The organism is Kitasatospora sp. NPDC089797, assembly GCF_040684795.1.
In the GTDB taxonomy this organism is placed as follows: Bacteria; Actinomycetota; Actinomycetes; order Streptomycetales; family Streptomycetaceae; genus Kitasatospora.
Window position 1 is genome coordinate 82,884 of the sequence record NZ_JBFBGS010000009.1, and the last position, 20,522, is coordinate 103,405.

The 20,522-nt window shown below is 69.8% G+C and carries 14 protein-coding genes, 1 tRNA gene and 1 pseudogene; 9 read left to right on the top strand and 7 right to left on the bottom strand.

The window, feature by feature from the left end:
• Positions 1–22: 22 nt before the first annotated feature.
• Positions 23–583, bottom strand: a complete 561-nt coding sequence (locus AB0O91_RS09380) for a heme-binding protein (RefSeq protein WP_363429619.1) — start codon at positions 581–583, stop codon at positions 23–25.
• A gap of 440 nt (positions 584–1,023) precedes the next feature.
• Here AB0O91_RS09380 and AB0O91_RS09385 point away from each other — a divergent pair, with 440 nt between their 5' ends.
• Positions 1,024–2,184 (top strand): sensor histidine kinase, encoded by a 1,161-nt coding sequence (locus AB0O91_RS09385; RefSeq protein ID WP_363429814.1) that lies wholly within the window; start codon positions 1,024–1,026, stop codon positions 2,182–2,184.
• On the top strand, positions 2,181–2,813 hold the full coding sequence (locus AB0O91_RS09390; RefSeq protein ID WP_363429621.1) for a response regulator transcription factor: 633 nt from the start codon (positions 2,181–2,183) through the stop codon (positions 2,811–2,813). Before AB0O91_RS09385 ends, AB0O91_RS09390 begins: the two co-directional genes overlap by 4 nt.
• A 496-nt stretch (positions 2,814–3,309) precedes the next feature.
• Here AB0O91_RS09390 and AB0O91_RS09395 read toward each other — a convergent pair whose 3' ends face one another.
• Positions 3,310–3,792, bottom strand: a complete 483-nt coding sequence (locus AB0O91_RS09395; protein ID WP_363429623.1) for a hypothetical protein — start codon at positions 3,790–3,792, stop codon at positions 3,310–3,312.
• A 519-nt stretch (positions 3,793–4,311) separates the two neighbouring features.
• Between AB0O91_RS09395 and AB0O91_RS09400 the strand changes: the two genes are divergently transcribed.
• From AB0O91_RS09400 to AB0O91_RS09410, 3 genes are all read left to right on the top strand, one after another.
• The gene (locus tag AB0O91_RS09400; protein WP_363429625.1) at positions 4,312–4,884 is read left to right on the top strand and encodes a hypothetical protein; all 573 of its coding nucleotides are present in this window, start codon (positions 4,312–4,314) and stop codon (positions 4,882–4,884) included.
• Positions 4,885–5,425: 541 nt separating this feature from the next.
• Complete coding sequence (locus AB0O91_RS09405; protein ID WP_363429627.1) at positions 5,426–6,961, top strand: ATP-binding protein; 1,536 nt, start codon at positions 5,426–5,428, stop codon at positions 6,959–6,961.
• Positions 6,962–6,974: 13 nt separating this feature from the next.
• Entirely contained in the window at positions 6,975–9,947 is a 2,973-nt protein-coding gene (locus tag AB0O91_RS09410) for a Z1 domain-containing protein (RefSeq protein WP_363429629.1), read from the top strand.
• A 580-nt stretch (positions 9,948–10,527) separates the two neighbouring features.
• Here AB0O91_RS09410 and AB0O91_RS09415 read toward each other — a convergent pair.
• Positions 10,528–10,601: transfer RNA gene (locus AB0O91_RS09415), tRNA-Gly, on the bottom strand.
• A 278-nt stretch (positions 10,602–10,879) separates the two neighbouring features.
• Between AB0O91_RS09415 and AB0O91_RS09420 the strand changes: the two genes are divergently transcribed.
• Complete coding sequence (locus AB0O91_RS09420) at positions 10,880–11,101, top strand: hypothetical protein (protein ID WP_188304334.1); 222 nt, start codon at positions 10,880–10,882, stop codon at positions 11,099–11,101.
• Positions 11,102–11,171: 70 nt separating this feature from the next.
• Positions 11,172–11,747 carry a dCTP deaminase gene (gene dcd / locus AB0O91_RS09425; protein WP_363429632.1) on the top strand — a complete coding sequence of 192 codons (576 nt, stop codon included), beginning with the start codon at positions 11,172–11,174 and terminating at the stop codon, positions 11,745–11,747.
• A 73-nt stretch (positions 11,748–11,820) separates the two neighbouring features.
• On the opposite strand, the gene AB0O91_RS09430 is transcribed toward dcd, so the two are convergent.
• The 4 genes and pseudogenes from AB0O91_RS09430 to AB0O91_RS09445 form a co-directional block, all read right to left on the bottom strand.
• On the bottom strand, positions 11,821–12,711 hold the full coding sequence (locus AB0O91_RS09430) for a metal-dependent hydrolase (RefSeq protein WP_363429634.1): 891 nt from the start codon (positions 12,709–12,711) through the stop codon (positions 11,821–11,823).
• 86 nt (positions 12,712–12,797) lie between these two features.
• The gene (locus tag AB0O91_RS09435) at positions 12,798–13,892 is read right to left on the bottom strand and encodes a Yip1 family protein (RefSeq protein WP_363429636.1); all 1,095 of its coding nucleotides are present in this window, start codon (positions 13,890–13,892) and stop codon (positions 12,798–12,800) included.
• A 186-nt stretch (positions 13,893–14,078) separates the two neighbouring features.
• A pseudogene (locus AB0O91_RS09440) lies at positions 14,079–15,152 on the bottom strand (NDP-sugar synthase); the annotation flags it as partial.
• A gap of 314 nt (positions 15,153–15,466) precedes the next feature.
• Entirely contained in the window at positions 15,467–17,689 is a 2,223-nt protein-coding gene (locus AB0O91_RS09445) for a (Fe-S)-binding protein (RefSeq protein ID WP_363429638.1), read from the bottom strand.
• A 305-nt stretch (positions 17,690–17,994) separates the two neighbouring features.
• Between AB0O91_RS09445 and dnaK the strand changes: the two genes are divergently transcribed.
• Together dnaK and grpE are read left to right on the top strand one after the other, a co-directional pair.
• Positions 17,995–19,842, top strand: coding sequence for a molecular chaperone DnaK (gene dnaK, locus AB0O91_RS09450; RefSeq protein ID WP_363429640.1), 1,848 nt, complete (start codon positions 17,995–17,997; stop codon positions 19,840–19,842).
• On the top strand, positions 19,839–20,459 hold the full coding sequence (gene grpE / locus AB0O91_RS09455) for a nucleotide exchange factor GrpE (RefSeq protein ID WP_363429642.1): 621 nt from the start codon (positions 19,839–19,841) through the stop codon (positions 20,457–20,459). Before dnaK ends, grpE begins: the two co-directional genes overlap by 4 nt.
• Positions 20,460–20,522 lie beyond the last annotated feature (63 nt).

Genomic DNA, 20,522 nt, shown 5'->3' on the forward strand with positions numbered 1-20,522 from the left:
CGGGCCGACCGACCGGAGCGGGTCACTTCGCCAGGGCGGCGACGCCGGCCTGCGCGAACTGCTCGTCCAGGTCGCCGCTGGGCGCACCCGCGACGCCGATCGCCGCGACCGGGGCCCCCTTGGACTGCACCGGGGCGCCGCCGGCCAGGAACAGCGTGCCCGGGATGTCCTTGAGGTTCGGGGCCTGGGCCAGGCGCTTGGCCAGCTCCGAGGTCGGGGCGTTCCAGGAGACCGCCGTGAAGGCCTTGCGCTCGGCCGACTCCGGGGCCTGCGGGCCGGCGCCGTCGCCCTTGAGCAGGACCCGGGTGACGCCGTCCCGGTCGACCACGGCGACCGAGACGTGCTGGCCGGCCTTGGTCGCCGCGTCCAGGGCGGCCTGGGCGGCGCGGGTGGCGGCGTCGATGGTCAGCCCGGTGTTCTGGGCGAGGTTCCGGTTCTGCGCGTCGACCTTGGCCGCGGCCTGCACGGCCGGGGTCTCGGTGGTCTCGGCGCTGGCCGAGACGGCCCCGACGCCGGCGGCGGCGAGCGCGGCGACGGCGACGGTGCCGGTCAGCACCCGGGCGCGCACGGAGGTCTTCTTCATGGTCCAGCTCCTCAGCTCAACGGGATCGAGGGGTCCGCGGTCCACGGGGTCCGCCACGAGGGTTCGGGGCCGGGCGGCGGGGGGACCGCCCGGCTGTGCTCCGATCCTCCGGCCGGCCCGGGGCGCGCGGCATCGACGGTCCGGCGCGGCCGTCCGGGCATGATGGGGGACGCCGCCGTCAACCGATCGGCTGATGCGGGACCGGCCCGGGCGGGCCACCATCGAGGGATCGGCGCAGGTCGGTATACAGCGTGCGCCGCGCGGGCCGCCCCCTCCCGGCCGCGCCCCGACCGGAACCCCACGACAACCCGTCGCGAGCACCCGTCGCGAGAACGCGCAGCGAGAACCCGTACCGCCAGGAGCCCCCCGTGCAGCAGACCCGCCCGTCCACCGGCCGTCCGCTCGGCGGGCGCGACGCCGGGGACCCGGACGCCGGCCGGCTGGCCCTGCTGCTGGACTCCGCCTTCCTGCTGCTGCTCGCCGCCGCGCTCAGCCGCTACCTCACCCACCACGCCGGGAGCCCGCGGATCCCCTGGGTGATCGGGCTGAGCGCCGCGCTGGCCGTCGCCCAGCCCGCTGCCTCCTGGCTCGACCACCGCCGTCCGGTGGCGCCGGACCGGCCCCGCCGGTGGCCGCTGGCCCCGGTGATCGCCCTCTGGGTGGTCCTGGTGCTGCTCGCGCCGAGCTTCGCCTGGTGCGCCGTCCCGTTGATCTACACCGCACTGCGCGCCCTGCCCGCGCGGGCGGCGATCCCGCTGGTCGCGGCCCTGACGCTGCTGGTGCTGATCGCCGAGTTCCGGCTGCCCGGCACCGCGGACGCCACGCTCGTCCTGCTGCCGCCCGCGGTGGCCGCGCTGGCCACCGGGGTCTTCCTGTTCATGGCCCGGCAGGCCGCCCGGCAGCGGGCGCTGATCGCCGATCTGGTCCGCACCCGGCGCGAACTCGCCGCCACCGAACGGCGGGAGGGCACGCTCGCCGAGCGCGAGCGGCTGGCGATGGAGATCCACGACACCCTGGCGCAGGGCCTGTCCAGCCAGCAGATGCTGCTGCAGGCCGCCGACCGCACCTGGGACGCGGCCCCGGAGACCGCCCGCATCCACGTCCGCACCGCCGCCGAGGTCGCCGCCCGCAACCTCGCCGAGGCCCGTCGCTTCGTCCACGACCTCGCCCCGGCCGAACTCGCCGACGGCGGCACCCTCGACCGGGCCCTGCGGGCGCTGGCCGGGCGGGAGTCCGCCGAGAGCGGGCTGCCGGTCCGCTTCCACCTGGACGGCACGCCCGTCCCGCTGCCGGCGGCGGCGCAGTCCGCGCTGCTGCGGATCGCCCAGGGCGCGCTGGCCAACATCCGGGAGCACGCCGGTGCCTCGACGGCAGCGATCACGCTGTCCTTCCTCGGCGACCAGGCCGTGCTGGACATCGCCGACGACGGCCAGGGCTTCGACCCCGCGGCGGGGCACCGACGCACCGGCGGCGGGACGCGGGGGTACGGCCTGCCGGCCATGCGCGCCCGGCTGCGGCAGCTGGGTGGCACGCTGACCGTGGAGAGCACCCCCGGCGAGGGCACCGTCGTCTCCGCCGCGATCCCCCTGGAGCACCGATGAACGCGATCCCTGTCCGGTTGCTGGTCTGCGACGACCACGCGGTGGTGCGGGCGGGCCTGTTGGCGCTGCTCGCCAGCGCGGGCGACATCGAGGTGGTCGGCGAGGCGAGCACCGGGGAGGAGGCCGTCGCACTGGCCGCCAAGCTGGCGCCGCAGGTCGTCCTGATGGACCTCCAACTCGGCGACGGCATCGACGGCGTGGAGGCCACCCGGCGGCTCACCGCCACCCCGGGCGGACCGCACGTCCTGGTGCTCACCACCTACGACACCGACGCCGACATCACCCGGGCGATCGCCGCCGGCGCCACCGGCTACCTCCTGAAAGCCGAGCGGCCGGAGGAGTTGTTCGCCGCCGTCCACGCCGCCGCCCGGGGCCGGACGGTGCTCTCACCGCCGGTCGCCTCCCGGGTGATGGCGCAGATGCGGACGCCCGCGCCCCAACTCACCGAGCGCGAGCAGGACATCCTCGAGCAGTTGGCGCAGGGGCTGGGCAACCGGGAGATCGCGCGGGCGCTGTTCATCAGCGAGGCGACGGTGAAGACGCACCTGGGGCGGATCTACGACAAGTTGGGCGTGGACACCCGGACGGGCGCGGTGGCGGTGGCCACGGAGCGCCGACTGCTCCGCTGAACGGCTCGGCCCGGTCCGCGGGGGTCGCGGGGCCGAGTGCCCCGACCGGACGTACATCACTGCGCTGGGCACTCGCGCAGTGTCACTCCGTGCTGCCATGATGCTTGGAATGTCGGATTCCGGGCGGCGCGCTCCGTGCGTCCGGGGCACGCGGGCGCTCCCCCGTCATCCCCTGACAGGCCCGCAACCGCCTGGTGGGAGGCCCCTCACGCCGATCCGACCGGACCATCACGATTGTGTGTTTTCCGTGGATCCCACTATTGACAAACCAACCACGCGGTTTGTTACCGTGAGACCACGACGTCCCCGGGGGTGGGGACTCGCCGGGGTCTGTGCGGACGCTCTCGCCGGAGAGTGACCAGGGGGGAACGGCGAGGCTGCCGGGGTGTCGGGGGGAGCGGCAGCGCCGAAGCCGCTCGAGGAGGCGGCGTGGAGCGGGTCCGGGGGGACTCGCTCCACGCCTCCTCGCCACCCGCCCCTACGTTCCGACCAGCGGTCACATCAGCGCGCTCCAGTACGCGCAGTGCACATGGGGCAGCGGCGCCGGGTCGGGCTCACCGGCCCCCGGCAGCGCGGGAACCCGCTCCGAGCAGGCCACCCCGAGCAGGCTCGCGGTCAGCCGTATCTCGCCGAACTCTCCGAAACACAGCGTCAGTTGAGAGCCGTACCGGGTGGTGGCGGCCACCCCGGGCCGATCCCGTCCGGCATTCAGCGAGGTGATCGTCCAGCCCTGCAGCCGCCACTGCCGCTCCACCACCTCGGCCAACTCCCGTCGCCGGCCCGGCGATACGACGGTGAGCAGATCCCGCCCCCGGGTGACGTACCAGAGCACCTCGGGCCCGCGCCGCCCCGGCGCCGACAGCCGCGCCCCCGCCCTCGGGACCGTCTCCTGCCAGGCCGGCGCCGGCCGCAGGGCGTCCACGGTGTCCCGGAGCAGCGCCTCGCAGTGCGCCGCAGCGTCGAGTTGATCGACCGTCACATCCGGAGCCAGCACCGGCCACCAGTCCGGCGGCCTCACCGACGCGCCGCGGCGGAACCCGCCCGGGCAACCGAGGTTCAGTTCGGCACCACCTGACTGCACTGGACCCTCCGTACTCCTCCCGGCGTTCAACCCGGGCCGGCGTTCCGTCACTCCTTGGACGGCGGTCGGCCATGGACAGTTCCGCACCCGGCCGAACCCGAATTGCACCATACGGCGCAGCCCGGGACCTTGTGGCCATGAGCGCCGCACCGGGGCTCATGCGACTCCCGTGGCGCCGGAACGACGGTGCCGGGCCCCGTGGTGGTGCCGCCCGTTCCGCGGCGGTGGCAGGCGGGCAAGCAAGGGACATTCGCCCCGTCGTTCGCCCGGCTCGTTCGCCAGGAGGAGACCGGATCCGTCGGGCAGCGGGGTCAGAACCAGCCGGTCTACGGGGCGAGAACCGCCGTTCAGCGCTGGGATCCCGTCGAACGGGACGGAATGATCAAAGGCAGGGACACACTGCGAAAGTGAGAGCCGGTGTTCACGCGTTTTCTGTTCACGGTGATCGGCAACCGACGCTTCCTGCACTGGTCGATCCGCTGCTGGGTCGCACTGGTCGACGGCCTGGCCAAACCGTGGGTCCGGGTGGTCGCGGGTGGCTGCGCGGCGCTGGCGGGCGCGCTCGCGGTGGTCCGGTTCCTCTGGTTCCGTCATACGGCCGACGAAACCCTGCAGATCCTGTCGGAATCCCGAGCCGTGGCCAGCGACCCCCATCGGGTGATGCAGATCGGGGAGTTGATGAATGCGCTGTGGCTCGCCTCGGGGGTGGCCCTCATCGGGCTGGGCCTCCTGGTGGCCGTCGCCGGATCGGCAAGCGTCGTTCTCGTCGTCGGCGGCATCCTGTGGTGGACGCCGCTGGCCATGGTCGGGCAGCAGATGCCCTCGGCCGCAGGCCTGCACACGATCGGCGCCGCGTTCATCGCGGCCTCGCTCGCGACCACCGTGCTGACACCCGTCCAGAGCGCCGCACGCGGCAGCGTTCGGCGGCGAACGAACGCCTCCGGACACGACGACGGCGACGTGAGGGTCCGGCGTTTCGACGCCGGCTGACCACCGCGTCCGCCCCGGTCAGTGGCCCCCCGATCCGACCGGCTCCCCGCGCCCGCGCCGGTCGGGCACCGGCACTGGCACAGTGGCGCCGGATCGCGCCGGGAAACACGAAAGCCGCAGGTCAGATGACCTGCGGCTTTCGGTATGGAGCGGGCGACGAGAATCGAACTCGCGCTCTAAGCTTGGGAATCTTTGGTCCTTCGAGCCGAGATTGGCCTCTGACCTGTGGCGCTAGCTGTTCAACTGGGCGCGCGAGGCGATCAGCTCCGACCGCCGCCGACCGCCGTTCAACGACCCTTATGGCGCGGTTCTGGCACAGCTCAGCCCAACTCCCCCCGCCAAGGCTGACCAGCGCCCCCATAAGCGACCCATCCAGCGCCCTCTCTCATGTGCGCGTCGGAGGGGGAAGCTCCCACTATTGGGGATCATCCCCCCGGGCCAGGGCTACTGAAGTACGGTCATACCTGTCCATCACACTCTTGGTCGCCTCCTGGGCCGATTCCATCCGCTCAGCGCTGGCCTGGTTACCCATGCGAGATCCATGCCTTACGAGCCGGATGCCGACTGGCACTACGACGTCCCCACCGGCGGCAGCAAGCGGCTCCCGCCTGACGCTGGGTATGCCGAAGCCCTCCGAAACCAGGGGTACGGATTCGAGGTCGCGGTTGCCGACCTCATAGACAATTCCGTGGATGCGAAGGCCAGTCATATCGTCGTCCACTTCCTCCGCGATGACGACCGGCTCCTCAACCTGCTCATCGTCGACAATGGTCAAGGCCTGAACGACCCCGGTCTTGACGCTGCCATGACCGTTGGCCGCCGTCGCGCATATGGCGGCACCGCCCTCGGCATGTACGGAACAGGCCTCAAGTCGGCGTCACTCTCGCACGCCGACGCGCTAACCCTTGTCAGCAAGACCAAGACCAGCCGCGCTGCGGGACGCCAGCTGACATCTTCATCCCTCGCCGACGACTACCGCTGTGACACCGTCACCCCGGACTACGCCCAGTCCCTCCTCGATCGTTACAACGGAATCATCGAATGGCAGGGCACGGTCGTGCGGTGGGACAGGGTCAGGACCTTCGAGACCGTGGAGGTCAGTCAGACTGACCGCTTCCTCTCCGAAGCGGTACAGAGGCTGGCAACCCACCTCGGTCTGTATCTTCACCGTTTTCTTGAGAGCGGCAGTGTCCGAATCGACATCGCCGTGGAGAACCTGCGCTCCCGGGAACTTCTCGACAGCGTTGAGGTCGAGCCGCTCAACCCCTTCAACTACAAGGTCCCGGGCAAGGCTGGCTATCCCCGTACCTTCACAGCACCGGTCGAAGGCGTTGGCGACGTGAAGCTGACAGCCCACATCTGGCCACCCAAGTCCCCGCGCGCGGAGTACAAGCTCATCGGGCCCTTGGCGGAGCGTCAGGGATTTTACTTCTACCGCAACGACCGCCTGGTCCAGGCCGGTGGTTGGAACGGCCAGCGGGGCGCGGCTGAGGGGCACCTCAACCTCGCCCGTATCGCAGTCGATCTCCCTTCACAGCCAAATCAGGTCTTCAGCCTCACTGTGAAGAAGGAAGGCATCAACGCGACGCAGGCCTTCGCCCGAGGAGTCGAGAAGGCTGTGGACGCGCAGGGCCACACTTTCCGCAGCTTCCTCGAAGACGCGGAAGCCGTCTACCGCGAGGGGGCCTCTCGCACCGAAATCAAGCGCAGGGCGGTTATTCCCCCCGGCAAGGGCCTCTCCCCGAAGGTCAAGCGCGTTATCCAGGAAGAACTGCCTGAAAAACCGAGCGAGGACCCGATCACCTTCGCCTGGGTCTCGCTCCCCGACGACCGCTTCTTCGAGCTGGACCGCGAGAACCGCGCGATCCTGCTCAACAAGAGCCACCGCAGCACCTTCACCATGGGCCAGCACAGCGGCTCCAACGACGCCCCGGTCATCAAGACCCTCCTCTACCTGATGGTCGAGGAATTGTTCGGCTTCACCCGCTGGGAGAAGAAACGAAGCGACCAGCTCGACTACTGGAACGTGATCCTGCTCGCCGCCGTAAGCGCCCAACGTGATCGCTCCATCCACTGAAGGACGGCCCACCGTGACCGACGCACTGCTCGAAATCCACACCGCTGTTTTGGGCGGAATGACCCGCGGCCCGAAACCATTCGCTTGCCGGGCCGAGACCGAGGCGGAGGACTTTCCCTCCGTTGACCTCACGGACACCACCTTCAGCCAACGCCTCGCCGACGAGGCGGATGCCCTCACCGCCCTTTGGGAGCGCAAGCTCATAGCCTGGGACTTCGAAGAGCGGGCCGTCTGGGCCGCTACGCCTCCTCGTACCGGCGAACGTCGCGCGGAGATATACAACCGCCTCGGCTTCGAAGACAACGTCCGCAAGGCCCTCACGAATGCCGCCGTGGTCTCCAAGAGTCCCGGACACACCACCATCACGGCAGACTTCACACCCTGGTACACCAGGGAACGCGCCGCAGCACGGGCATTCTACTGGCCAGCCTACGAGAACCGGCTACGCGCCAAGGGTTGGAGCAGCGAGGCAATCTCCGGCCTCGACGAGGCTAGCCGGGCGGTCGTCGAGCGCCTGACGGACCCCGAGCAGGTGGCGCGCCGGCAGGCGCGCGGCCTGGTCGTCGGCTACGTTCAGTCTGGCAAGACGGCTAACTTCACCGGTGTCACTGCCAAGGCCATCGACGCCGGCTACCGCTTGGTCATCATCCTCGGCGGCACCCTGAACCTCCTGCGCAAGCAGACCCAACGCCGCCTCGACATGGAGCTCATCGGCCAGGAGAACATCCTGCGCGGGGCTGACCCCGAGGACCTCGATTCGCTAGTCGGGATTGACTACATCGGCGACGACGAGGAGTGGCCTCAGTTCGTCTCGCACGGCGGGCGCCCCTCCGCCCTCCACGCCTTTGACATCGAACGCCTCACCACCCGTGACCGGGACTATCAGAGTCTCCTTCAGGGCATCCGTGGCATCGAGTTTGAGAAGCGCGAGCGCGGCCTGGCGCTCTACGATCCGCGCAACCTCCATCACGCGGACGCCCGCGTCATGGTCGTCAAGAAGAACAAGTCCGTCCTCGACAAACTGATCAAGGACCTCAAACAGATCCAGGGTCTCCTCGGCGAACTCCCGGCCCTGATCATCGATGACGAGTCTGATCAGGCATCGGTCAACACCACCAACCCGGCCAAGTGGGAATCAGACCGCCCCAAGCGCACGGCCATCAACTCCCGCATCGCCCAGTTGCTGTCGCTGCTCCCGCGCTCCCAGTACGTCGGATACACCGCGACTCCGTTTGCCAACGTCTTCATCGACCCGAGCGATAGTGAGGACATCTTCCCCAAGGACTTCCTGATCTCACTCCCACGGCCCGAGGGCTACATGGGCGTCCAAGACTTCCATGACCTGGACTCCCCCATTCCGCAGGACGAGCGTACGTACGCCAACTCGCGTGCCAAGGCCCACGTCCGTGGCATCTACTCGCCGGATGAGATCGATGACGAGTCGATGCAGGCTGCCATGGACACCTTCGTCCTCACTGGCGCGATGAAGCTCTACCGCGCGGCTCACGGAGTCCCCGACGGCCCATATCGGCACCACACCATGTTGGTCCACGAGTCCGTACGCAAGGACGACCACGCCGAGCTCGCTCGGCGTCTCAACACCATGTGGCTCCACGCCGGTTACACCACGAGCGCTCATGGGCACGAGCGGCTAGCCGACCTCTTCCAAAAGGATGTCCTTCCGGTCACCCGGGCCCGCGCCGCCGACCTGCCGGCCCCCTCCTGCTACGACGACCTCCGCCCGTACGTGATCCAGGCCTGCAGCCTGATCCGCAAGGGTGGCAATCCCGTCGTCATCGTGAACGGCGATAGCGACAAGTTCTTCGACCAGCTCGACCTCGACTTCGACCGTCAGCCGCACGTCTGGAAGATCCTCGTTGGCGGCACCAAGCTCTCACGTGGCTTCACCGTCGAGGGCCTCACGGTCACCTACTACCGCCGCACCACCCAGCAGGCCGACACCCTCATGCAAATGGGCCGCTGGTTCGGATTCCGCCCCGGATACCAGGACCTCGTTCGCCTCTACATCAGCCGCGCGGAGAAGCTCACAAAGGCGAGCAAATCCACGGTAGACCTCTACGAGGCATTCGAGGCCATCTGTCTCGACGAGGAAACCTTCCGCGACCAGCTCGCCCAGTACGCCGAACTCGGCGAAGACGGCCAGCCACTCGTCACTCCCCAGCAAATACCGCCGCTTGTCTCCCAACACCTGCCCTGGCTCAAACCCAGCAGCCGGACGAAGATGTATAACGCCCAGATAGAAGAGATAGCCAGGCCGGGGCAGATCATCGAACCAACGGCTCACCCGACGAACCAACTCGATCTGGCCCACAACACCGAACTGTGGCTTCCGCTGCTCCGGCACCTTTCACCGACACCGGTGACCTTCACAACCTTCAACAAGCAACAGAACAAGACTCACCGCCTCACCGCGCTGACGACGACGGTCTCCCATGCCGACCTCATGCGGGTACTCGAGAACGTTCGTTGGTGGAATGCCACCCCGTTCCTGCCTCATCTGCGCTTCCTCCGCGAGATCACCAAAAACCCCCACCTGATCGACGACTGGTTGTTGATCACCCCCCATTACCAGGAGGGCCACCGCGGCACGTCAGCGAGCGTGAGCGGCTCAGTTCCGCTGGCCCTTTCAAAGCGCACGCGCCGTCGCGTCCAGATCTTCGGATACATCAGCGACGCGAAGCACCGTGATGCGGCCCGACGCATCGCAGGCGCCCTACCGCCGACCTCAGACCCAGTAACAGAGTCGTTCTCGCGAGAACGACGCGGAGCGATCCTCCTCTATCCGGTCATCGAGGAGGAACCATCGACAATCGTGCGGAACGGAGAAGTGGCGCCCGGGCACGTCGCCATGGTCTTCTCCCTCGTGGCGCCGGCCTCCACAGTGGAAGCTGGACGAGCCCCCATCACTTTCAGCGCCATCGACAAGAGCCGGTCCGACTCCCCCATCGTTGACACGACCGCCTGACACCAGAACAAGAAGGCTCAGTGGCGGCTCGGTGGGGTCCTGGGGAGACCTCAGCGAACCTGACCCCCACACGCCAGCGTGACCTTGCCTGGGCGCTCTACCGCATGCCAGTGAGGTGTAACCGCCCATATCGCAGGGGCCCGGTCTATCCGCTGACCGGGCTCCTGGCGCTTGAAGACGCGGCTCGCTCGATCTCGCCTTTGCCGTCGCCGCCCTGGTCCGCATCAGGGCACTTCCGCCCGCCTCGCGGAAGCCCTCGGCACCGCCATCTGACGACGGCACCTGGCAGCCCCACTGGACATACGAGTTGTCGAGCACTGACAAGTGGGTCTGGCCGCTCGCCGTACTCGACACGCGGCCACACACGGTGATCAGCAGTCGACCCTGGCAGGTACGTGATGAGGGCCACAGGAAGTGGACTTCGCCGTTTGGGGCGACTGTCGCCCACGCGTTCCATGGGTCGAGTCGGCGAGCTGGAATCCGCTACTCAGACGCCACGCCAGTGGCCTTCTGGCACGAAAGGCCCCGATTGGTCCAGACAACAAACAAGCCGCAGGTCTGTGACCTGCGGCTTTAATACTGGAGCGGGCGACGAGAATCGAACTCGCGCTCTAAGCTTGGGAAGCTCATGTTCTACCATTAAACTACGCCCGCCTGATGAGCCGTCAGAGACCGCTCAATCCAGTGTCACTGTACCCCATTCGCGACAGTGGTTGCACGGCCGGGCCGGGCCCGTGGCGGAGCCGGGGCGGGGCGGGGTGGGGGCGTACTGTTTGGGCCGCGTGAGAGTGCCCCGGTGGGTGTGGGGTCGGGGCGGCGAGCCATGGTGTGGAATGTCCGGAACATCCCCTAATGTGACGCTGTCCCGGGGCCTGGCCGCCGGGGTGCGATGAGTACGGGTGAGTACTGGGTTAGGGATGGGAAGGGGATCGATGGAGCAGCGCGCCGTCGTTCGTTGTGCCGAGGGGCACCTGTTCAGCACCACCACGTTCCCGATGCAGAACCTCGGTCCCGGGCGTCTGGGGCCCGGGCGGTTGATCCGCTGCCCGCAGTGCGGGCGGCTCCGGAGCTCGGTGCTGGCCGACGTGCGGGAGCTGTCGACGGCCCAACTGGCGCAGGCGATGCGGTTGGAGGCCGCGGAGTTCCTGGCCTGACGGCCGACGGAAGGACACCGGGGCCCCGGACGATTCGTCCGGGGCCCCGTCGTGCACGTAACCTCGAAGCGTGCTGCTCTCTGACAAGGACATCCGGACCGAAATCGACCTGGGCCGGGTCGTCGTCGACCCGTTCGACCCGGCGATGATCCAGCCGTCGAGCATCGACGTGCGCCTCGACCGCTTCTTCCGCGTGTTCGAGAACCACAAGTACCCGCACATCGACCCCTCCGAGGAGCAGCCGGACCTGACCCGGCTGGTCGAGCCGGACGGCGACGAGGCGTTCATCCTGCATCCGGGCGAGTTCGTGCTGGCCTCGACGTACGAGGTCATCACGCTGCCCGAGGACGTGGCCTCCCGGCTGGAGGGGAAGTCGAGCCTGGGCCGGCTGGGCCTGCTCACCCACTCCACCGCGGGCTTCATCGACCCCGGCTTCAGCGGCCACGTGACGCTGGAGCTGTCGAACGTCGCGACGCTGCCGATCAAGCTCTACCCGGGGATGAAGATCGGGCAGCTGTGCCTGTTCCGGCTGTCCTCGCCGTCGGAGCACCCGTACGGCTCCGAGCGCTACGGCTCGCGCTACCAGGGGCAGCGCGGTCCGACGCCGTCCCGCTCGTACCTGAACTTCCACCGCAGCGAGGTCTGACCGCACCGGCACGGAGCGCACGCACGACGGGCGGTCGTCCCCTCCTGGAGGGGACGACCGCCCGCGGCGTTCCTCAGGCCCGCTCAGGGCTGGTGACGGCGACCAGCTCGGCGCCGTCCTCGGACAGCCGCAGCTCGGTGCGCAGCGCGGCGAGTTCGCCGAGGTGGTGCAGGTGGGTGCCGCCGCAGAAGATCTGCGCGCCGCCCTCGGGCAGCTCGCAGTGCCACTGGCGGCGGGCGGTCAGCTCGGGGCCGGGGACGTCGATCCGGACCGGGGCGTCGGCCGCGACCCAGGCGGCGAGCCGGGCGTTGACGTCCTCGGTGAGGGCGGGCAGGGCGTCGGCGAGGGCGGGGAACTCCTCCGTGGCGTCCACGGTGAAGCCCTTCTTCTTCAGCGACTTGCCGAGCCGGTAGGTGTCCGTGCTGGCCTCGGTGTCCATCACCGAGCTCGCCATGGCGAGGCTGTCGAAGTCGGGGTTGCCGAAGGCGTCGGAGCGGCCCGGGTCCTTGCGCCAGCGCGGGGCGAGCGCGGCGTTGAGGGCGAGGGCGAGCAGGTGGCAGCCGCTGTGCGCGGCGCTCAGGGCGGCCCGGCGCCCGCTGTCCACGGCGAGCGCGGCGGTGCGGCCGGTGAGGTCGCCGGGGTCGGTGGCGAGGACGTGCAGGACCAGCCAGGACCACTCCTCGTCGCCGCGCTTGACCGGGATCTCGGCACCGACCAGCGGGGCGCCGCCGTCCGGGCCGACCGCGCCGGTGAGGCAGTCGACCACGGCCAGCTCGGTGCCGTCGACGGTGAGGGTGCCGTGGTCGGCGGGCTGGTCGGGCCAGGTGTGGTCGAGCGGGTGGAACGGGGTGGCCTCGGTCACCACCGCGTACCGGCCGTCCGCCAGCGGGTGCACCGCCAGCACCGCGGACTCTCCGGTCACCGCCCCGGCCGGGAAGCTGACGTGGGTGGTGGGGAGGGTCATGGCTGGCTCCGGTACTGGGCTGGACGGGGGTTGGGCGGGCCCCGTGCCTACCGGCCGGACCCGCCCACCATTGTGCCCTTCGCCCCTCAGCCCAGTGTCGGCAGCTTGATCAGCACCAGCAGCGCGATCAGCTGCACCGCCGCGGCGCCCGCCGCCTTGCCCCAGGGCAGGTCGTGGATCCGCCGGACCATGCTGGTCAGCAGGTACGCGCAGAGCATCCAGCTGACCCAGCCGACCACCTGGACCACCGCGCTGCCGGAGGGCAGCACCAGGTCGAGCAGCAGCCGGGGCGCGTCGGTGAGCCAGCCGATCAGCACCGCCAGGCCGACCGTCGACTTCCACGGGCCGTCGCCGCCGAGCTGGCGGGCCAGCGCGTAGGTGACCCCGCCGAAGACCGCGCCGGCCAGGGTGAAGCCGACGGCGGCCGCGACCAGGCCGGTCAGCGCCACCGAGAAGGCCGAGTTGACGATGTCGTCGTGGGTCAGCCCGATGCCGAGCACCGCGAGCACGCCGTAGAGCAGCGAGACGGTGAGCGCGGGCAGCCAGACCTGGTGGTCGCGGGTGCGGTCGAAGATCGCGGTCGGCGTGCGGAAGAGGCCGACGAACAGCTCGCGCCACTGCGGCCGGGGGCCGCCGGCGTGCGGGGCCGACTGGCCGCCGGCCCGGTAGACGGTGACGTTGTCCTGGCCGTAGGGGGGCTGCTGGTCGCCGTACGGGGGCTGGGGTTCCTGACCGTACGGGGGCTGCTGCCCGTAGCCGCCGCCGTCGTCGTAGTGCCCCGGGCCCTGGCCCTGGTGTCCGTGGTGGCCGTGGTCCGGCCCGTAGTCCTGGCCGTAGTCCGGTCCGTACGGCTGCTGCTGCCCGTACGGGGCGCCGCCCGGGTACCCGCCGCCCACCGGGAAGGACCGGGTGTTGCCGGGCCGGTCGGCCGCGTACGGGTCGTACCCGTCGCCGACCGTGCCCCCCGGACCACCGCCCGGCGCACCCGGCCCGCCCGGACCACCGCCCGGCCCGCCGGCCGACGCCGTCGGGTGCGCGGCCGTGAAGTACTCGGGGCCGTCCACCGGCCCGTCCGTCCGCCCGTACCCCCCGGGCGCCCCCGCCGTCGCCGGCGGAGGGGCCGGCCATCCGCCGTGCGGACGGTCGGCGCCCTGACCGCTGTCGTATCGATTACCAGCCACGCTCCGAAGGTACCCGTCCGGCCCAGTGCGCGTCCGCCCCGTACGGAGCCGGGGCCGGTTTGCAGCGAGCCTGAGACGAACGGGGCCGAAAGGCGCCCCGGCGGGCGGCCGCTACCGCTGGGCGGTGACGGCCGGCCCGTGCACCGCGGCGGCCGCGGTGGTGCCGGCCGGGCAGCCGCCCGGGCCGGCCGTGGTGCGGACCGCGCCGACCGGCAGCAGGGTGCCGCAGGCGATCCGGATGCCGTTCGGGAGCTCGTTGTCGGACTCCACGATGGCGCCGTCGCCGATCACCGCGCCGTCCAGCGCGGAGCGGTCGCCGACGCTGGCGAAGGCGCCCACGATCGAGTCCTTGACCAGGCTGTCCGGGCCGATCACCGCGCCGGGCAGGATGACGCTGCCCTCGACGATCGCGCCGGCCTCGACCACCGCGTCCGCGGAGACCACGGTGCCGCCGCTGAGCACCGCGCCCGGGTGGACGGTGGCGCCGGGCAGCAGCAGGGCGTCGCCGGTCGGGCCGGGGACGGCCGGGGAGTCGACCTTGCCGAGCACCAGGTCGGCCGAGCCGCGGACGAACGCGGCCGGGGTGCCGAGGTCCAGCCAGTACGAGGTGTCGACGACGCCGCGCAGCAGGGCGCCGGTGGCGAGCAGCTCGGGGAAGGTCTCGCGCTCGACGGACACCTCCCGGCCGGCCGGGATGCGGTCGATGACGGAGCGGGTGAAGACGTAGCAGCCGGCGTTGATCTGGTCGGTGACGATCTGCTCCGGCGTCTCCGGCTTCTCCAGGAACTCCAGCACCCGCCCGTCGGCGTCGGTCGGGACCAGGCCGAAGGCCCGCGGGTCCTCCACCCGGGTGAGGTGCAGGGTGACGTCGGCCCCGGCGGCCACGTGGCCGTCGCGCAGGGCGGCGATGTCGAGGCCGGAGAGGATGTCGCCGTTGAAGACCAGGACCGGCTCGTCCGGCCCGCAGGTCAGCCCGGAGGCGGCGTTGCGGATGGCCCCGCCGGTGCCCAGCGGCTCGCGCTCGGTCAGGTAGACCAGCTCGATGCCGTACGGGGTGCCGTCCTGGAAGTGGTCCTCGAACACCTCGGCCAGGTAGGAGGTGGCCAGCACCACCCGGGTGACGCCGGCGGCGGCCGCGCGGGCCAGCTGGTGCGCGATGAACGGGACACCGGCCACCGGCAGCATCGGCTTGGGGGTGTGGGTGGTCAACGGACGCAGTCGCGTGCCCTTACCACCGACGAGCATGATCGCCTCGGTCATGGTCTGCGCTGTTCCCCTTGTGCTCTGTGCGGCCCGGCCCGGCCGGCCGATACCTCCGTCGGTGGTCCGAACCCGTCCTGAACGGGCCGGTACCCGTGCTGAACGGGTCGACCGGCTCGCAGCCGGTCCGGCGCCTACTGTATTTCCTTCCGACCGAATGCCCGTCCGGCAGCCGTGCGATCAGCGTCACTCACCGTCCGCCCGCCGTACCTCCGGACGTCGCCCCGGGCACCGAAACGCCCGGCCCGGCGGGCGCGTTGGCGGCGTCCACCGGGCCGGGCGGTTGTAGCAGAACTGTCGAACAGCGGGTGCCGTTACGCGTCCACCGTCGCCGGCTCCTCGGCCTCGGCGGGCGGGGCCGCCTTCACCGAGTCGAGCAGCAGCTGGGCCACGTCGACCACCTTCAGGTGCTCCTTGGCCGCGCCCTCGTTCTTCTTGCCGTTGACCGAGTCGGAGAGCATCACCAGGCAGAACGGGCAGGCGGTGGAGACGATGTCCGGGTCGAGCGACAGCGCCTCGTCCACGCGCTCGGTGTTGATCCGCTTGCCGATGCGCTCCTCCATCCACATCCGGGCGCCGCCGGCGCCGCAGCAGAAGCCGCGCTCCTTGTGGCGGTGCATCTCCTGCTGGCGCAGACCGGGGACCTTGTCCATGATCTCGCGCGGCGGGCTGTAGACCTTGTTGTGGCGGCCCAGGTAGCAGGGGTCGTGGTACGTGATCAGGCCCTCGACCGGGTTGACCGGGACGAGCTTGCCCTCGTCGATCAGGTGCTGGAGCAGCTGGGTGTGGTGGATCACCTCGAAGTGCCCGCCGAGCTGCGGGTACTCGTTGGCGATGGTGTTGAAGCAGTGCGGGCAGGTGGCCACGATCCGCTTGGTCGGGGCGTCCTCCAGCGCGGCGTTCAGCGTCTCGACGTTCTGCGCGCCGAGCATCTGGAAGAGGAACTCGTTGCCCAGGCGGCGCGGGGAGTCACCGGTGCAGGTCTCCTCCTTGCCGAGGATGGCGAACTTCACGCCCGCGGTGTGCAGCAGCTCGGCGAAGGCCTTGGTGGTCTTCTTGGCCCGGTCCTCCAGGGCGCCGGCGCAGCCGACCCAGTAGAGGTACTCGACCTCGGCGGGGTCGATGGACTCGCCGATCACCGGCACCTCGATGCCGGTCTCCTTCTTGAGCTCCTTGACCCAGTCCAGACGGGCCTTGGTGGCCATGCCCCACGGGTTGCCCTTGTTCTCCAGGTTCTTGAGCATCGTCCCGGCCTCGGTCGGGAAGTTGCTCTCGATCATCACCTGGTAGCGGCGCATGTCGACGATGTGGTCGATGTGCTCGATGTCCACCGGGCACTGCTCGACGCAGGCGCCGCAGGTGGTGCAGGACCACAGCACGTCCGGGTCGATGACGCCGTTCTCCTCGGCGGTGCCGATCAGCGGGCGCTCGGCCTCGGCCAGGGCGGCCGCCGGGACGTCCGCGAGCTGCTCGGCGGTGGCCTGCTCCGTGCCCTCCATGTCCTTGCCGCCGCCGGCCAGCAGGTACGGGGCCTTGCCGTAGGCGTGCTCGCGCAGGCTCATGATCAGCAGCTTGGGCGACAGCGGCTTGCCGGTGTTCCAGGCCGGGCACTGCGACTGGCAGCGGCCGCACTCGGTGCAGGTGGAGAAGTCGAGGATGCCCTTCCAGGAGAAGTGCTCGACCTGGGAGACGCCGAAGACGGCGTCGTCGGCCGGGTCCTCGAAGTCGATCGGCTGGCCCTTGCTGGTCATCGGACGGAGGGCGCCGAGCGCGGTGCCGCCGTCCTCCTCGCGCTTGAAGTAGATGTTGAAGAAGCCGAGGAAGCGGTGCCAGGCCACGCCCATCGAGGGGTTGAGGCCGATGGTGATCGCCCAGGCGAAGGAGATGCAGATCTTCGCCGTGGCGAAGATCCAGATCAGGTTCTCCAGCGTGCCGTGCGACAGGCCGCTCAGCGCGGAGACGATCGGGTACGAGACCAGGTGCGCCGGGCCGTACGAGTCGACGCCGTTGATGGCGCCCTCCAGGGCGCGCAGCATCAGGATGCAGAGGCCGATGCCGAGGATCGTGTACTCGACGTAGAAGGCCTGCCAGGCGATCGAGCCGGCGAACCGGGACTTGCGGCCGGACTTGGACGGCAGGCTCATCAGCCGGATCACCATCAGGGTGGCGATGCCCAGCGTGGTCAGGGTGCCGACCAGCTCGACGAAGAGCTGCCAGACCACCCAGTGGCCGATGATCGGCAGCTCGAACTCGGCGTCGAAGAGCTGTCCCATCGCGTTGACGATGGTGAGCACCAGGCTGAAGAAGCCGACGGCGACGAACCAGTGGGCGATGCCCACGATCCCCCAGCGGTTCATCCTGGTGTGGCCGAAGAACTCGGTCGCGACGGTCTTCACGCGCTGGGCGGGCTTCCCGAAGCGGGTGGCGTCCGGCGCGCCGGCCAGCACCACCCTGAAGATGTGCCACGCCGCACGGAGGGCGAGCGCGGTGCCGATCACGAACGTGACCAGCGAGATGACGATCGCTGCTAGTTGCATCGCTCTCCGTCTCCTGCGGCTTGCGGTTGAGCAGTCTTTTCCGAAGTGATTGTACTGGTCGGTAACTTGCCGGGCCGACGGCCCGGACATTACCGGTGGACAACAGTTCTCCAGAAGGTTCCCAAGCTATGGCGGCAGTCACGTGACCGGCGCGCCCGCCGTCCGGCGGCCCGCGGCCGAGCACCCGGCCGCCGGGGTCGGCCTCAGCAAAGTTGAGCGCTCAACGCTCATAGCTGTTGACGCCCCCCGTCGAGTCGTGCATCCTTGAGCCTGTAAAGCTCAACTCTTCCGTGGAGGTATCTACGATGGCACGCGCGGTCGGCATCGACCTCGGTACGACGAACTCGGTCGTCAGCGTTCTGGAGGGTGGCGAACCCACCGTCATCACGAACGCCGAGGGTGCGCGGACCACGCCGTCCGTCGTCGCCTTCGCGAAGAACGGTGAGGTCCTGGTCGGCGAGGTGGCCAAGCGCCAGGCGGTCACCAACGTCGACCGCACCATCCGCTCGGTGAAGCGCCACATGGGCACCGGGTGGAAGATCAACATCGACGGCAAGGACTTCAACCCGCAGCAGATCTCGGCCTTCGTGCTGCAGAAGCTGAAGCGCGACGCCGAGGCCTACCTGGGCGAGACCGTCACCGACGCCGTCATCACCGTCCCGGCGTACTTCAACGACTCCGAGCGCCAGGCCACCAAGGAGGCCGGTGAGATCGCGGGCCTCAACGTCCTGCGCATCGTCAACGAGCCGACCGCGGCCGCCCTCGCGTACGGCCTGGACAAGGACGACCAGACCATTCTGGTCTTCGACCTCGGCGGCGGCACCTTCGACGTCTCGCTGCTCGAGATCGGCGACGGGGTCGTCGAGGTGAAGGCCACCAACGGTGACAACCACCTCGGCGGCGACGACTGGGACCAGCGCGTCGTCGACCACCTGGTCAAGGTCTTCCAGTCCGGCCACGGCGTCGACCTGTCCAAGGACAAGATGGCCCTGCAGCGTCTGCGCGAGGCCGCCGAGAAGGCCAAGATCGAGCTGTCCTCGTCCTCCGAGACCTCGATCAACCTGCCCTACATCACGGCCTCCGCCGAGGGCCCGCTGCACCTGGACGAGAAGCTCACCCGCGCCCAGTTCCAGCAGCTGACCGCGGACCTGCTCGAGCGCTGCAAGGTCCCGTTCCACAACGTGATCAAGGACGCCGGCATCTCGCTCGCCGAGATCGACCACGTCGTCCTGGTCGGCGGCTCGACCCGCATGCCCGCCGTCGCGGAGCTCGTCAAGGAGCTGACCGGCGGCCAGGACGCCAACAAGGGCGTCAACCCGGACGAGGTCGTCGCCATCGGCGCCGCGCTCCAGGCCGGTGTCCTCAAGGGCGAGGTCAAGGACGTCCTGCTGCTCGACGTCACCCCGCTGTCCCTCGGCATCGAGACCAAGGGCGGCATCATGACCAAGCTGATCGAGCGCAACACCACGATCCCGACCAAGCGCTCCGAGATCTTCACCACGGCCGAGGACAACCAGCCGTCCGTGCAGATCCAGGTCTACCAGGGCGAGCGCGAGATCGCCGCGTACAACAAGAAGCTCGGGATGTTCGAGCTGACCGGCCTGCCGCCGGCGCCGCGCGGCCTGCCGCAGATCGAGGTCACCTTCGACATCGACGCCAACGGCATCATGCACGTCGGCGCGAAGGACCTCGGCACCGGCAAGGAGCAGAAGATGACCGTCACCGGCGGCTCCTCGCTGCCGAAGGACGAGGTCGACCGCATGCGCCGCGAGGCCGAGCAGTACGCCGAGGACGACCACAAGCGCCGCGAGTCCGTCGAGACCCGCAACTCCGCCGAGCAGCTCGTCTACTCGACCGAGAAGTTCATCGCCGACAACTCCGACAAGCTGCCGGCCGACGTCAAGACCGAGGTCGAGACCGCCATCGGCGAGCTCAAGGAAGCCCTCAAGGGCGAGGACATCGCGAAGATCCGCGAGACCTCCGAGAAGGTCTCCACCACCGCCCAGAAGCTCGGCCAGGCGCTCTACGCCAACGCCGACGCCGCCGGTGCCGGTGCCGCCGCGGCCGGCGAGTCCACCCACGCCAAGGAGGACGACGTCGTCGACGCCGAGATCGTGGACGACGAGAAGCCCAAGGGCGGTGCGTCGGCATGACGGACAAGCCGCAGGGCGGCAAGCCCGGCGACGACTCCGCCGCCGAGGAAGCCGTGATCAAGGCTGCCGAGGAGGCCGCGGCCGGCGGTGCCGGCGAGGGCTCCGAGGAGGCCGCGACGGCCAAGCGCGAGCTGGCCGAGCGCACCGCGGACCTGCAGCGGCTGCAGGCCGAGTACCAGAACTACCGCAAGCGGGTCGAGCGCGACCGGCTGACCGTCCGCGAGATCGCGGTCTCCAACATCCTGGAGTCCCTGATCCCGGTCCTGGACGACATCGGCCGCGCCCGCGAGCACGGCGAGGTCACGGGCGGCTTCAAGTCCGTCGCCGAGTCCCTGGAGACGGTCGTCGCCAAGCTGGGCCTGCAGCAGTTCGGCAAGGAGGGCGAGCCCTTCGACCCGACGCAGCACGAGGCGCTGATGCACAGCTACTCGTCGGACGTCACCGAGGACACCTGCGTGCAGGTGCTCCAGCCCGGCTACCGCATCGGCGAGCGGATCATCCGCCCGGCGATGGTCGCCGTGGCCGAGCCCCAGCCGGGCACCCAGACGACGCCCGGCCCGGACGCCGAGACGAAGTCCGCCGACCAGGACAAGTCCGACGGTGGCTCGGACAGCTGACAACCTGTGACAGCTGACAACCAGTGCGCTGCGGAGTCACACGCCGACCGAAACGGCGGCCGA

Bases quoted from the DNA above. Each gene is read 5' to 3' on its own strand.
- AB0O91_RS09380 (WP_363429619.1), bottom strand. From the start codon at position 583: ATGAAGAAGACCTCCGTGCGCGCCCGGGTGCTGACCGGCACCGTCGCC.
- AB0O91_RS09390 (WP_363429621.1), top strand. From the start codon at position 2,181: ATGAACGCGATCCCTGTCCGGTTGCTGGTCTGCGACGACCACGCGGTG.
- AB0O91_RS09405 (WP_363429627.1), top strand. From the start codon at position 5,426: ATGCCTTACGAGCCGGATGCCGACTGGCACTACGACGTCCCCACCGGC.
- AB0O91_RS09420 (WP_188304334.1), top strand. From the start codon at position 10,880: ATGGAGCAGCGCGCCGTCGTTCGTTGTGCCGAGGGGCACCTGTTCAGC.
- AB0O91_RS09430 (WP_363429634.1), bottom strand. From the start codon at position 12,711: ATGACCCTCCCCACCACCCACGTCAGCTTCCCGGCCGGGGCGGTGACC.
- AB0O91_RS09445 (WP_363429638.1), bottom strand. From the start codon at position 17,689: ATGCAACTAGCAGCGATCGTCATCTCGCTGGTCACGTTCGTGATCGGC.
- dnaK (WP_363429640.1), top strand. From the start codon at position 17,995: ATGGCACGCGCGGTCGGCATCGACCTCGGTACGACGAACTCGGTCGTC.
- grpE (WP_363429642.1), top strand. From the start codon at position 19,839: ATGACGGACAAGCCGCAGGGCGGCAAGCCCGGCGACGACTCCGCCGCC.